At 66.2% G+C, this 13,077-nt stretch carries 10 protein-coding genes; 2 read left to right on the top strand and 8 right to left on the bottom strand.

Going from position 1 to position 13,077, the window contains the following annotated elements:
• The first annotated feature begins 81 nt into the window (after positions 1-81).
• A complete protein-coding gene (locus DIE15_RS26950) occupies positions 82-1,533 on the top strand; it encodes an NAD-dependent succinate-semialdehyde dehydrogenase (RefSeq protein WP_175826804.1) in 1,452 nt (483 codons plus the stop codon).
• A 54-nt stretch (positions 1,534-1,587) separates the two neighbouring features.
• Here DIE15_RS26950 and DIE15_RS26945 read toward each other — a convergent pair whose 3' ends face one another.
• Positions 1,588-2,316: an IclR family transcriptional regulator gene (locus DIE15_RS26945; RefSeq protein ID WP_057928797.1), complete on the bottom strand. Its 729-nt coding sequence runs from the start codon at positions 2,314-2,316 to the stop codon at positions 1,588-1,590.
• Between the two features lie 313 nt (positions 2,317-2,629).
• Here DIE15_RS26945 and DIE15_RS26940 point away from each other — a divergent pair, with 313 nt between their 5' ends.
• A complete protein-coding gene (locus DIE15_RS26940; protein ID WP_124834779.1) occupies positions 2,630-3,685 on the top strand; it encodes a porin in 1,056 nt (351 codons plus the stop codon).
• Between the two features lie 63 nt (positions 3,686-3,748).
• On the opposite strand, the gene DIE15_RS26935 is transcribed toward DIE15_RS26940, so the two are convergent.
• From DIE15_RS26935 to DIE15_RS26905, 7 genes are all read right to left on the bottom strand, one after another.
• Positions 3,749-4,897 (bottom strand): porin, encoded by a 1,149-nt coding sequence (locus DIE15_RS26935; protein WP_124834778.1) that lies wholly within the window; start codon positions 4,895-4,897, stop codon positions 3,749-3,751.
• Positions 4,898-5,091: 194 nt separating this feature from the next.
• Positions 5,092-5,655, bottom strand: a complete 564-nt coding sequence (locus DIE15_RS26930) for a cytochrome b (protein WP_057928800.1) — start codon at positions 5,653-5,655, stop codon at positions 5,092-5,094.
• 149 nt (positions 5,656-5,804) lie between these two features.
• A complete protein-coding gene (locus tag DIE15_RS26925; RefSeq protein WP_057928801.1) occupies positions 5,805-7,169 on the bottom strand; it encodes an aspartate aminotransferase family protein in 1,365 nt (454 codons plus the stop codon).
• A 55-nt stretch (positions 7,170-7,224) separates the two neighbouring features.
• A complete protein-coding gene (locus DIE15_RS26920) occupies positions 7,225-8,670 on the bottom strand; it encodes an aldehyde dehydrogenase (protein WP_124834777.1) in 1,446 nt (481 codons plus the stop codon).
• A 268-nt stretch (positions 8,671-8,938) separates the two neighbouring features.
• The gene (locus DIE15_RS26915) at positions 8,939-10,378 is read right to left on the bottom strand and encodes an APC family permease (RefSeq protein ID WP_124834776.1); all 1,440 of its coding nucleotides are present in this window, start codon (positions 10,376-10,378) and stop codon (positions 8,939-8,941) included.
• A 285-nt stretch (positions 10,379-10,663) separates the two neighbouring features.
• Positions 10,664-11,608 (bottom strand): helix-turn-helix domain-containing protein, encoded by a 945-nt coding sequence (locus tag DIE15_RS26910; protein ID WP_057928804.1) that lies wholly within the window; start codon positions 11,606-11,608, stop codon positions 10,664-10,666.
• 428 nt (positions 11,609-12,036) lie between these two features.
• Positions 12,037-12,738 (bottom strand): FadR/GntR family transcriptional regulator, encoded by a 702-nt coding sequence (locus DIE15_RS26905; RefSeq protein WP_124834775.1) that lies wholly within the window; start codon positions 12,736-12,738, stop codon positions 12,037-12,039.
• Positions 12,739-13,077: the final 339 nt, after the last annotated feature.

Raw genomic sequence — 13,077 nt, 5'->3', positions numbered from 1 at the left:
GGTCGCCGCACCGTCCGCGCCCATCGTGCAGTCTCTACCGAGGTATCCGTCTTGATTCCGTTTACACCGCTGACATCGCGCATGACGCCTGACGCGCCACGCGATTACGCTCCGCTCCATCTGTATGTCGATGGCCGGTTCCTGCAGGCCGACGGCCGGCGCACGCAGCCCGTTCTCGATCCGGGAACCGGCCGCGTGCTCGGCGAACTGCCGCATGCGACGCCGGACGATATCGACGCCGCGGCGCGCGCCGCGCATCGCGCGTTCGCGGCGTGGCGGCGCGAATCGCCGCTTGCGCGCTCGGACATCCTGCGCCGCGCCGCTGCGCTCGTGCGCGAGCGTGCCGAATCGATCGGCCGTCATATCACGATGGACCAGGGCAAGCCGCTTCGCGAGGCGATCGCCGAGGTCATGTCGTCCGCCGAACAGCTCGAATGGCATGCGGAAGAGGGGCGCCGCACCTACGGCCGCGTCGTGCCGTCGCGTTCTCCCGACGTCGCGCAGACGGTTTTGCGGGAACCGATCGGCGTGTGCGCGGCGTTCTCGCCGTGGAATTTCCCGTTCAGCCAGGCGATGCACAAGATCGCGGCCGCGCTTGCGTCAGGGTGCACGCTGGTGCTGAAAGGGCCCGAGGAATCGCCGAGCGCGATCGTCGCGCTCGCGCACATCTTTCACGATGCCGGATTGCCTGCGGGTTGCCTGAACATCGTCTGGGGCGTGCCGGGCGACGTGTCGAAGCAGCTGATCGAGTCGCCGCTGGTGCGCAAGATTTCGTTCACCGGCTCGGTGCCGGTCGGCAAGCAGCTGGCCGCGCTTGCCGCGTCGCACATGAAGCGCATGACCATGGAGCTGGGCGGGCATGCGCCGGTGCTCGTCTGCGCGGATGCGGACATCGAGCGCGCCGCGACGATGCTGGCCGCGTACAAGTTTCGCAACGCCGGGCAGGTGTGCGTATCGCCGACGCGGTTTTTCGTGCAACGCCCGGTGTTCGAACGGTTCGTCGCCACGTATCTCGACGCGGTCGGCCGGATTCGCGTCGGCTACGGGCTGGAAGAGGGGACCACGATGGGGCCGCTCGCGCATGCGCGACGCGTATCCGAGATCGACGCCTTCGTCGCCGACGCAAGGGCGAAAGGGGCCGATATTGCCGCGGGCGGAACGGTCTTGCCGGGGCCGGGGCACTACTTCGCGCCGACGGTCGTGCTGGGTGCGGCGCGCGACACGCGCCTGATGAACGAGGAGCCGTTCGGCCCGATCGTCGGGATCGTGCCGTTCGACGCGCTCGACGATGCGCTCGCCGAGGCCAACCGCTTGCCGTTCGGACTCGCGTCGTATGCGTTCACGGCGTCGGCGCGCAACGCGCACCGGATCAGCCGCTCGCTCGAAGCCGGCATGGTCAACATCAATCACTTCGGGATGGGGCCGGCGGAGATCCCGTTCGGCGGCGTGAAGGACAGCGGCTTCGGCAGCGAAGGAGGAACGGAGACGTTCGACGGCTACCTGGTCACCAAATTCATCACGCAGATGAACTGACGGCGCGCACGCCGACGATCACGGGTGGCGTCGCGCGCGATGCCGCGCGAATGCTCAGGTGGCCGCGCCGATCCGTGCGGTGGCGTCGATCAGGAGTTTGCCGAGCACATGCTCGTCGAACAGCGCGAAGTGTTCGGCGCGAAAGACCAGCGACAGGCTGCTGTTGATTTCGCCGCTGCTGGCGGTGCGAATCGGCGCGGCGATGCCGACGAACCCTTCGTCGAGCTCGCCGCGCGAGATCCAGTAGCCCGTGTCGACGATCTGCTGGCAGGCGCGCCAGAATTGCGTCCAGTCGGCCGCGAACTCGCCGAGCTCGGCGTTGTGCCGTTCGTGCAGGCGCTTCAGGCGCGCGCGCGACATCGCGGCCACGATCACCTTCGACGACGCGCCCTGGAACAGCGGCATGATGCGGCCGCGGCCGAAGCCCAATTGCAGGTTCTCCGCGCCGGTTTCGTGCATGACGTTGATGATCTGCTCGTCGAACAGCGTCGACACGAGCGCGTCGCCGCCGGTGACCTGAACCAGCTTCTGGATGACGGGTTTCGCGGCGGTGAGCGTCGGGTCCGACTGCCGCATGTTGTAGTCGAGATGGATGATGCGCGGGCCCAGCGTATAGCGGCCGTTGCTGCCGACGAGCAGGCCGACGGAGGCCAGTTCCTTCACGTAGCGGTAGCACGTGGTTCGCGAAAAGCCCATGTGTTCGGCGATTTCCTCGGCCGTCATCGACGTCGCGGACGAAGAGAAGACGTCGAGGATGGACAGCATTTTGGTGAGGCTCGACATGACGTGATCCGGGATTCAGACGGCTTGCGGCAATGAAACGGGAAGGACGAATTCGGTTCGGGCTGCCGGGCTGCGGCACGGCGTGCGGCACCGGGGGCGACAGGGCCGTAGTCTAACTTATGTCGCGCGGGCGGCAACCTGAACCGCATGAGCGGAGTTCGGGAAGCGGTCCGGATGCGGTGAATTGGATCGCCTCGCCGTCTATTGATAGGGAATCCTATTTTAATCGTGAAAAGCATGCCGGATCAATGCCGTTGCCGTGCCGGTCGGTTCACGGGCGCATCGACCGGGAAAATTCGATGAGGAGAAGAAGATGAAAGCGTGGTTCCGGATGGTGGCGTTGTGCGGTTGCGGTGCGGCTGCGCCGGCGTTCGCCCAATCGAGCGTGACGCTCTACGGTTCGCTGGACACGGGCGTGACCTATACGAGCGACGTGGCGTCTGCCCCGCGCGGCGGGCGTCAGCTCGCGTTGCAGGCGGGCGTGTCGCGCAACGACGTGTGGGGCCTGACGGGCAGGGAGGATCTCGGCGGTGCCAACTTCGCCGTGTTCCGGCTCGAAAGCCAGTTCCAGACGTCGGACGGCACGCTGACCGTGCCGGGCTCCGCGTTCAGCTCGCAGGCGTACGTCGGGCTCGGCGGCGATTGGGGCACCGTGACGCTCGGGCGCCAGTTCGATTTCGTCGGCGATCTCATGCCGGCCTTCGCGGTCGCTGCGAACACGCCGGCTGGCCTACTCGCGTGGGGGTTGCCGACGAATGCGTCGGCGGGCGGTGCGCTCGACAACCGCGTGTGGGGCGTTCAGGTGAACAACGCCGTGAAGTACGTGAGTCCGACGTTCGGCGGTATCGCGTTCGGCGGCATGTGGGGCTTCGGCAACGTGCCCGGCACGGTCGCGCGCAGCAGCGTGCAAAGCGCGATGCTGTCCTACACGCAGGGCGCGTTCAGCGCCGCGCTCGCTTATTTCGGCCAGCACGACGTCACCGGCGGCGGCAATCTTCGCAACTTCTCGGGCGGGGCCGGCTACAACTTCGACCGGCTTCGCGTCTTCGGCATGGTGTCCGACGTTCGGATCAGCGCCGCCGCGCCGCTGCGGGCAACCACCTACGACGCCGGGCTGACCTATGCGCTCACGCCGTCGTTGCAGCTGGGCGGCGGCTTCCAGTTCCAGCAGCGCGGCGGCGACGTCGGCTCGGCCAATCAGGTCACGTTGAGCGCCGATTATTCGCTGTCGAAGCGTACCGGCCTGTACGCGGTGTTCGCACGCGGGCACGACAGCGCCTATGGCGCCCAGGTCGAGGCCGCGCTCGGCGGCGCGGCGGCCGGCTCGACGCAGACCGCGGTGCGTGTCGGGGTGCGGCATCAGTTCTGACGGCACGGGAAAACACGGGCTGCCGCGTACGCCGCGCGCGAGCCCGTGCGTTGCCTGACGGGTTCAGAAGCGATGCATCATCCCGACGCGCAAGGCCAGCTGATTGCGGCCCGACGACTGCCCGGCGGTGCCGAGCACGTGCGCGTAGTCGAAGTCGGTGCCGGTGTTGCCGGTTGCATGCTGGTACGCGCCCTGAATGTACGTCGAGGTCCGCTTGCTGAGGTCGTAGTCGAGCATCATCGACAGCTGGTGCCAGCTCGGCGATGCATCGCCCGCCGTCGTCGTCACATGTGCGTGCGTATAGGTATACGCCGCGCCGAACCAGAAGTCCGGCCGGAAGAAATACTGGCCGTTGACCTCGAAGTTGTCGAATTTCCACGCGTTCTGCGAGCCCGTCGCCGGCTGGTTCGCGAAGTACAGATTCGACTCGGGGTTGGTCACGTCGACGTGCGAATACGCGGCGGACAGCGTCAGCTTGTCGCTGAACTTGTACGACGCGCCGGCATCGATGTTCTGCTGCGAGCGGCCGCTGAAGACCGTATCGTCGCTCGACAATGCGCCGCCTGCGCTCGCGCCGCCGTTGTTGGCCTTCAGATACGCGACTGCTGCGGAGAACGCGCCCATCTGGTACTGCACCGCGGCGCTGTAAACACGGTTCCTGGCAAGCCCGCCCGCCTGGTTCGAGAGGCCGTAGAGCACCTCGCCCTTGAAGCCGGCGTACGCGGGCGACACGTACTTGATGCTGTTCTGGATACGGTAGTCCCAGTCGGCATTGTCGTTGTCGTACGGGTGGGCGCCGAAGTCGCCGAGCCAGTTGCCGGTGGACGTAAAGGAGCTCCACATATCGAGCGTGGGATCGTACTGGCGGCCGAGCGTGAGCGTGCCGAACCGGTCGGAATCGAGCCCGACGTAAGCCTGCCTGCCGAACATCCGCGACGTGACGCCGAGCGCCCCCGTGCTCGCGTTGAAGCCGTTCTCGAGCTGGAAGAGCGCCCTCAGTCCGCCGCCGAGGTCTTCCGTGCCTTTCAGCCCCCAGTTGCTGCCGACGGTATCGCCGCTGACCATCTGGTAGGCCTTGCTGCCGCCCGCGTTGCTCGTGAAATTGATGCCTTCGTCGATCAATCCATAGAGCGTCACGGTGCTTTGCGCGTATGCCGTGAGGCTGAATCCCATGGCGCCGGCGGTCGAAACGACCACAATCATCTTCTTCATCGTCGATCTCCAGTTGAGGGCCGGTAGGGCCGTGCGGTGCTGTTTTCGATGACGTGCGGGTACGCCGGACGATCGAAACGGTCCGCTTGTAGTTAGTAAAACGAAATGTATGAAATCAAAGAGATCGGGTCGCTGTCGTCGAGCGGCCCGAACGTCGAACGTTGCCGGGATCGCGGCAACGCAGTGGAGCGGTGTTACAGCATGCGGCGCAGTACGTCGTTCTCGCGATTCGAGTCGAAGAACCGGTGTTTCAGCGCGGCGAGAATATGCAGCACGACGAGCACGAGCAGCGTGTAGGCCAGTGTCCGGTGCAGCCACTGGAATGCCTCGAACCAGTGGTCGTTCTTCGGCAGCAGCTCGGGCACGCGGAAGAAGAAGAACGGCACGCCGTCGCTCTGCGTATACGTGCTGGACATCGAATAGCCCATCAGCGGCACGATGATCGCGAGCGCATACAGCAGGTAGTGCGCGATCTTGGCGAGCTTGCGGTCGAGCTTCGGCAGGCTCGCCGGCAGCGGCGGCAACGGCTTCATCGAGCGAATCGCCAGTTGCGTCAGGACCACCAGCAGCGTGAGCACGCCGAACTCCTTGTGGGTCGGGTAGTACCAGTCGAACTTGGCCGGCAGGTTGTCGTCGAGCCGGACCATCGTCCATCCGGTCCAGAGCTGCGCGCCGATCAGGATCGCCCTGGCCCAGTGCAGCAGCCGAAGCGCGAGCGGATATTTCTCGACCGTGAATGCAATGGCCTGGTTTTCCATTTGGCTTGTCTTCCTTGAAAGCGAAATTGCTACGGGCGGGACGCCGATCGTCATTTCGGCGTCCCGCGGCGATCTTCGTCGAACCCGAGCCGGATCGCGATGCGCACGAACCTTCGACGAAAGATCCGTGCGCCCGGCTGTCCCAGCGGTCAGGCGATCGATCGCGAATCCGCGCAGCACTCCTGCAGCGCCTCGCGCAGCGTTACCGCGATGAAGTCGGCCTCGTCCTGCTGCAGCGTCAACGGCGGCGACATCACGACCTTGTTGGCGATCGCCCGGACCAGGACCCCGCGCCTGCGCGCGGCATCGGCCACGCGCGCCGCGAACCCCTTGCCCGGATCGAGCGGCGTGCGGCTGGCCTTGTCGGTCACGAGATCGAGCGCCAGCATCAGCCCCTTGCCGCGGACGTCGCCGACGGTCTCGAAGTCGGCTTTCAGCGGCAGCAGTTGCTCGAGCAGGCGCTGGCCGACCCGTGCCGCATTGCCCGGCAGATCCTCGGCTTCGACGATGTCGAGCACCGCGAGCGATGCGGCGCACGCGAGCGGATGCCCGCTGTACGTATAGCCGTGCATGATCACGTGCGAGAAGCCCGCGCCATGTTCGATCGCCTGCGCGATGCGCCCGTTGTACAGCGTCGCGCCGAGCGGTACGTAGCCGGCGGAAATGCCCTTGGCGACGCACAGGATATCGGCTGCGACACCCCATCCACGGCTGCCGAGCATGCTGCCGGTGCGGCCGAAACCGGTAACCACCTCGTCGGCGATCAGCAGGATGCCGTTCCGGTCGCACACGGCGCGCACGCGCGCCCAGTAGTCGGCGGGCGGGACGATCAGGCCGCCCGCGCCCTGCACCGGCTCCGCGACGAACGCGGCGATGGTCTGCGGGCCGTGGAACGCGATCGTTTCCTCGAGTTGCCGGATGCAATGCTCGACGAGTTGCTGCGGATCGTCGCAGTTCCACGGGTTGCGATAGAGCCACGGCGTGTCGAGCAGCACGCAGCCGGGCAGCAGCGGACCGTGATTGTAATGGTAGACGCCGTTGCCGCCGATCGACGTGCCGCCGACGTGCACGCCGTGATAGCCGTTGCGCAGCGACAGGAACTTCGTGCGCGACGGCTCGCCTGCGGCGACCCAGTACTGGCGCGCCATCTTGAGCGCGGTCTCGACCGCGTCGGAACCGCCGCTGCCGAACATCACCCGCTGCATGTCCTCCTGCGCGAACATCGCGCACAGGCGGTCGGCCAGGTCGTACACGCGCGGATGGGCGACGCCGTCGAAGGTCTGGTAGTAGGACAGCTCGTCCATCTGGCGAGCGATCGCGGCCTTCACTTCCGGTCGGTTGTGGCCGACGTTGACGTTCCAGAGTCCGCCGACGCCGTCGAGCATGCGGTGACCCTCGACGTCGTATACGTAATTGCCGTCGCCGCGCTCGATGATCACGGTGGGGGTTGTGTGCCCGGCGGCTGCCGAGCTCATCGGATGCCAGAATCGCTTTTGTCGCTTTTGATAGTCCATGGTCTTTCTCTCACGAAGTGCTTGAACACAGTGCGGCGCAGCGTGCGCCGCGGGATCACAGGGCTGCGCTGATGATCTTTTCCTCGAGGTACGAGTCGAGCGCGGCCTTCGACAGGTCGCGTCCGATCCCGCTCTGCTTGGTGCCGCCCCACGGCAGGCGCGCGTCGATCGGGCTCCATGCATTGATGGCGACCGCGCCGACGTCGAGCCGCTCGGCGACACGGTGCGCGGTGCCGATGTCCTGCGTCCAGACCGACGCGGACAGGCCGAACGGCGTGTCGTTGGCGATGCGAACGGCTTCGTCCTCGGTGTCGAACGGCATGACCATGCCGACCGGGCCGAACACTTCGTCGCGGGCGATCCGCATGTCCGGATGCACGCCGCCCAGAATCGTCGGGCGCATGAAGCAGCCGCGCGGCGGCACCTGTTCGTCGCCCGCGAGCATGACCGCGCCTTCGGCGAGCGCGCTGTCGACGTGCGCTCGCACGCGTGCGAGGTGACGCGGGTTGATGAGCGCGCCCATCTGCACGCCGGGTTCCGACGGCGGGCCGACGCGGATCGCGCGGGCGGCGTCTGCGAGGCGTTCTTCGAGCGCGTGCGCGATCGAGCGGTGCGCGAGCACGCGCGAGCCGGCCGCGCACGTCTGCCCCTGATTCGCGAACATGCCGGCCATCAGCGACGGAATGGCGCGGTCGAGATCGGCATCCGCGAAGACGATTTGCGCTGCCTTGCCGCCGAGCTCGAGCGTGACGCGCTTGAAGGTCCTGGCCGCTTCGGCGGCGATCGCACGGCCGACTTCGGTGCTGCCCGTGAAACTGATCTTGCTTACGAGCGGGTGCGCGACCAGCGCGGCGCCGACTTCCGAACCGACGCCGTGGACGATGTTGACGACCCCGGCGGGAAGGCCGGCTTCGCAAACGAGTTCGCCGAGCCGGGACAGGGCAAGCGGCGTGTCCTCCGACGGTTTGATGACCACCGGGCAGCCGGCCGCGAGCGCCGGTGCGAGTTTCCACACGGCGATCATGAGCGGCGCATTCCACGGGATGATCTGCCCGGCGACGCCGACCGGCGCACGCCGCGTGTAGTTCAGTGTCGGGCGGCCCATGAAGCCGTCGGTCGGAATCGTGCGGCCCTCGAGCTTGTCGGCCCAGCCGGCGAAGTAGCGCAGCGTGTCGATGCTCATCGGGATGTCCATCATGCGCATTTCGGCAAGCGGACGTCCTTGTTCGACGGCCAGGCATTCCGCCAGCGTGTCACGGTCGCGCTCGATCAGGTCGGCCAGCCGAAGCAGCCAGCGCGCCCGGGCCGAGCCGCCCGCGCGTGCCCATGCGTCGTCGTGCAGCGCATCGTGTGCGGCACGCACGGCACGGTCGACGTCTTCGGCGCTCGACGCCGGCACGGCGGCGACGTAGTCGCCGGTCGCCGGCGCCAGCTTTTCGAAGGTGCGGCCGGCAGATGCGTCGCAATGCTGGCCGCCGATCAGGTTCTGAATTTTCATCATGGTGTCCGTATTTCACAGGGGCGAGTCGTCGGGCCGTGCCGGTCGAGGCGATGAGGGCTGCCACGGCACGGCTTCAACGTCGGATCCACTGTATGTCGATGAAATGGCCGGCCTTGTCCGCTATCGGCAATCGTTGCCGCACGACCGGGATAGGGAATACCCGCGCAGGGGCAGTGCCGACGCGATGGATCGCACTCCGACGGCGAGACAGTGTCAGGGGTGGGGCAAGGCGATGCCGGTGCCGTGTGCGGCACCGGCCAGGCGGAGGTTACGGCGTGGCGCGTCCGAGCTCGCGATACAGGTCGGGATCGCTGCGCTTCAATCGCAATGCGGCACGGATACCGAGCGCGCCGATCGCGAGCAGGAAATACGGAAACATCGCGACGAAGGTCGAATCCGATCCGCTCAGCACGGACAGGTTGCGCACGACCAGCACGAGGCACGCGCCGAGTGCGATCACGCTGACGAGCGGCGCGATCAGGCGGTGCACCACGCTCGCATCCCGATGGTCGCGCGCGAAGAACGCGATGACCGAGGCTGCCACGAGGATCTGCACCGCAATGATGCCGATCGTGGCCAGCGCGCTCATCCACGAGAACACGACGGCGAACGGGTCGAGGCGGAAGGCGGCCGAGCCGACGATGGCCGCGAGTGCGATCAGCGTCTGCACTTTGCCGGCGACGTCGGGGCAGCGATGCACGGGGCACGTATGGCCGAGCTTGCGCCACAGCACGCGTTCACGGCCCATCGCGTAGAAATAGCGCGTGATCGTGTTGTGGAACGACAGGATGGCCGCGAAGAGGCTCGTGACGAGCAGCACGTTCATCGCGTCCGTCGCGATGCCGCCGAGCAGCCGGCCGCTCACCGCAAACCACAGATTGGCCGGATCGCGGGCAGCCTGCGCGGCAATCTGGCCCTCGCCCCACGCCTCGACGATCGCCCACGACGACAGCGCGTAGAACACCATGATGAGGATCACGGCCAGGTACGTGGCGCGCGGGATCGTGCGCTTCGGGTCGCGGGCTTCCTCGGAGAAGATGGCCGTTGCCTCGAAGCCCATGTACGAGCCGAGGACGAACACGAGCGCGGTGCCGAGCCCGGGGGCAAACACCATCGTGGGGCTGAACGGTTTCGCGCTGAAGCCGCCGATGCTCGCGCCGTGCGCGACGATCGCGAGATCGAGCAGCATCACGATCGCGATCTCGCCGATCATCAGCATGCCGAGCAGCCGGCCGCTGAACTCGATGCGTCGCGCGCCGCAGAAGTGGACCGCGGCGACGCAGGCGAGCGCGAACGCCCACCACGGCACGTCGACGCCGTAGTGCCGCTGGATGCTGTCGTTCAGGAAGAAGCCGAACATGCAGTAGATCGCGATCTGTACCGCGTTGTACGCGACGATCGCGACGAACGCGCCGCCCACGCCGGCGGGACGTCCGAGCCCGTTCGCGATATACGCGTAGAAGGCGCCCGCATTGGAGATGTGCCGGCTCATCGCCGCGTAGCCGATGCTGAAGATCAGGTACATGATGCCCGCCAGCACGAATACGCCGGGCACGCCGGGACCGTTGCCGAGCGAGAACGCGGCGGGCGTTGCGCCGACCATCGCGGTGAGCGGCGCGGCCGCGGCGACGACGAAGAAGACGATGTGTGAAAGTCCGACGGCGTTTTTGCTGAGCCCCGCTTCGGACCGGGATGACAGTTCGTTCATGAGTAGTCCCGCTGACCGGGTCGTCCGTCAGGAATCGACCGCGGCATGCCTGATCAAAGTCCCTGCGTCGCGGGCCGATCCTGACGATCCGGCAGCGATGGCTGCCGTTTGCCGGCGACACAGGTATGCGCTTCGACGGCCGCCCGGTGAGGCGCGCGCAGCGCGCGAGCGAGCCGACGACAAAATTTACGGTGCCGAAATACCGGACGTTGTCCGCTATCGGCAATCCGCATGCATCGGGCGGCAGGGGATTACCCGGATGCGGGGCACCGCATAGGCGCGGCCTCAGCTCAGGCGGGGCGTGTGCGACGGTAGCTCGTGGAAATGTTGCTGGTAGTAGGAGGAAAAGCGTCCGAAGTGGCAAAAGCCGAATTGCGCTGCCGCATCGCCGATCCGCATCGTTTCGGGTGTCGTCATCAGGAAGCGTCGGACGGCGTTCAGCCGGATCGAGCGCAGATAGGCCGTCGGCGTGGTGCCGACGACGTTCTGGAAGCTGTATTGCAGCGTGCGGCGGCTGATGCGAAGGTGATGGCAGAGATCGATGACGGTCGGTACGTCGTCGCTTTCCAGCGCGATTTCCTGGCTGCGGCGAACGATGTAGCTTTGCGTCGATGCCGACGGCAGCGCACCGGCATCCGGGTCGTCGGACTGCACGAGGTCGAGCAGGATGCCGACGACGCTATGCGCGAGCACGCGTTCGTCGAACGCATCGCGAGTCGTGAGCGAGCCGCTGTCGAGCGCCTGGCAGAGCACACGCTCGAGGCCGTCCAGCGCATTGCCGTAGCGCGCCGGCGAGATCGGGAGCACCGGCTGCTTCAGGATGCGCGCCGGCAGGTTCGCGAGTTCGTCGAGCCCGCGATCGGCCGTGAGCGTGCGATCGATCGTGAAGGCGAGCACTTCGGTGTCGCACGGAAGATGCGCGACGAACTCCTCGCCGCCGCGCAAGGTCAGCAGGCTCGGACGCTCGACGGTGCGCCCCTGCACCACCGGCGCGACGGTACTGGCGATCGGCAACGCGAAGCAGAGGCGGTCGCGCGGCGCCAGGCCGTGCTGCATCACGCGCTGGTTGATGCGTTCGCGAAAGACGTGAAAGCGCTGGCCGGCGACCTGGCGCAGCGTGGTCGTGGCGGTGCCGGGACTGATCTGGTCGTAGTGCTGCGACCAGTTCACGATCGCCTGGGAATGGAGGAACACATCCGAGAAGCGCAGTGTTTCAGCGTGCAGGTTCATGGTATGGCCAGTGCGTCTCTTCTCAAATTCGATGCCAGCCGAAGCCGGCTCATGCTGCCCGGGCGCGAGCAGCACGGTTGCGCAACGCGCGGTCCGTCTGTCGTCTCCCGGCCGGGATCGTGCAACCCGATCGGTGCCGACGATCATATCCAGAAATAAAACGTCGGGTGGACGCGTTGGCCGGCGCCTGCCGCTGGCCGCGTCACCTGCAGGCGTTGCGTCGCGGATGGCAACGGGCGGCTGCAAGGAGAATGAAATAAAAATCCGAGATGCGGGACAATTCAGATTGTAGTCCGCTTATAAACGTGAAATAAATTATATAAATCCCATTATAGGGGATTTGATTTAATTTTTGAGATCGGGTTTACACACGGTGCCGTGTGACGCGCTGCAAAGGGCGCGAACGCGTGCAGGCAGCCGTGTGCGGGTCAATCCGGGTCGGATTTCAGGCCGCCGTCGATCCATCGCGCTTCGGACGCGCGCAGATGGGCGCGGATGGCCGTCTGGGCCGCGATCGGGTCGCCGGCCTGCAACGCGTGGAGCACGTCCTCGTGCTCCTGCACGGCGGCAGTCCAGGTCTGCGGATTCTCGGCGTGTCCGCGCATGGCCGCCGCGATCGGGTCGTGGCGGCTGTCGAACAGTTCGCCGACGAAGCGGGTCAGCACCGAATTACCGGCGGCTTCCGCAATCAGCATGTGGAACTGCCGATCGGCCTCGACGGGCGATTTGCCGGCCTCCGCGAGCCGCTTCATGCGCTGGACCGTGCGGCGCAGTCGGTCGAGCATCGCGGCCGTCATCCGCGCCGCGGCCAGCGCGGCGACGCTGCCTTCGATGGCCGCGCGCGCCTGCATCAGTTCCGACGGACTGTCGCCCAGCGTGGCCATCGGGCCGACATCGTCGGCCGCCGTATCGCGGACATAGACGCCGGAGCCCATCCGGATCTCGATCTGGCCGCCGATTTCCAGTGCGATCAACGCTTCGCGCAGCGACGGGCGCGAGACGCCGAGCGTCAGCGCCAGTTCGCGCTCGGGCGGCAGGCGCTCGCCGACGACGAATTCGCCCTGACGAATCAACGCGACGATCTGGGCCGCGACCGATTGGTAAAGCCGCTTTGGTTCTGTCGATTTCATTCGATGGATCTTTGTCAATACGCTTTCCGCGCAGGCGCGCGTGGTCGAGTCTATCACGGGCGCCGTATCGCCTCGGACGGCAGCCTGTCCATGCAGATGTCCGGGTTTTTACCATTGGTAAGATCGGATGTGAATATATAAATTGGCTTGACCAATGATGGGTGAATCGATGGGTTTCTTCTGAATTGGACTGACCAGACGGAATCGACGTCGGCCCTTCGCAAGGAGAATTGAAATGAACGCGTCCCACCCGTGAACGTGGGAGCAGAAGCAGGAGGTGGATCCTCGCGGGCCAACGGCATCGAAGTGCCCAGGTGGAAAATGCACGCATTTCCCGGC

Source organism: Burkholderia sp. Bp9031, assembly GCF_003857965.1.
Lineage (GTDB): Bacteria > Pseudomonadota > Gammaproteobacteria > Burkholderiales > Burkholderiaceae > Burkholderia > Burkholderia ambifaria_A.
This window is presented reverse-complemented; position numbering and strand designations above follow the sequence as displayed.

Coding starts and splice junctions, on each gene's coding strand:
- DIE15_RS26945 (WP_057928797.1), bottom strand. CDS start 2,316: ATGTCGAGCCTCACCAAAATGCTGTCCATCCTCGACGTCTTCTCTTCG.
- DIE15_RS26915 (WP_124834776.1), bottom strand. CDS start 10,378: ATGAACGAACTGTCATCCCGGTCCGAAGCGGGGCTCAGCAAAAACGCC.
- DIE15_RS26935 (WP_124834778.1), bottom strand. CDS start 4,897: ATGAAGAAGATGATTGTGGTCGTTTCGACCGCCGGCGCCATGGGATTC.
- DIE15_RS26910 (WP_057928804.1), bottom strand. CDS start 11,608: ATGAACCTGCACGCTGAAACACTGCGCTTCTCGGATGTGTTCCTCCAT.
- DIE15_RS26920 (WP_124834777.1), bottom strand. CDS start 8,670: ATGATGAAAATTCAGAACCTGATCGGCGGCCAGCATTGCGACGCATCT.
- DIE15_RS26905 (WP_124834775.1), bottom strand. CDS start 12,738: ATGAAATCGACAGAACCAAAGCGGCTTTACCAATCGGTCGCGGCCCAG.
- DIE15_RS26925 (WP_057928801.1), bottom strand. CDS start 7,169: ATGGACTATCAAAAGCGACAAAAGCGATTCTGGCATCCGATGAGCTCG.
- DIE15_RS26950 (WP_175826804.1), top strand. CDS start 82: ATGACGCCTGACGCGCCACGCGATTACGCTCCGCTCCATCTGTATGTC.
- DIE15_RS26940 (WP_124834779.1), top strand. CDS start 2,630: ATGAAAGCGTGGTTCCGGATGGTGGCGTTGTGCGGTTGCGGTGCGGCT.
- DIE15_RS26930 (WP_057928800.1), bottom strand. CDS start 5,655: ATGGAAAACCAGGCCATTGCATTCACGGTCGAGAAATATCCGCTCGCG.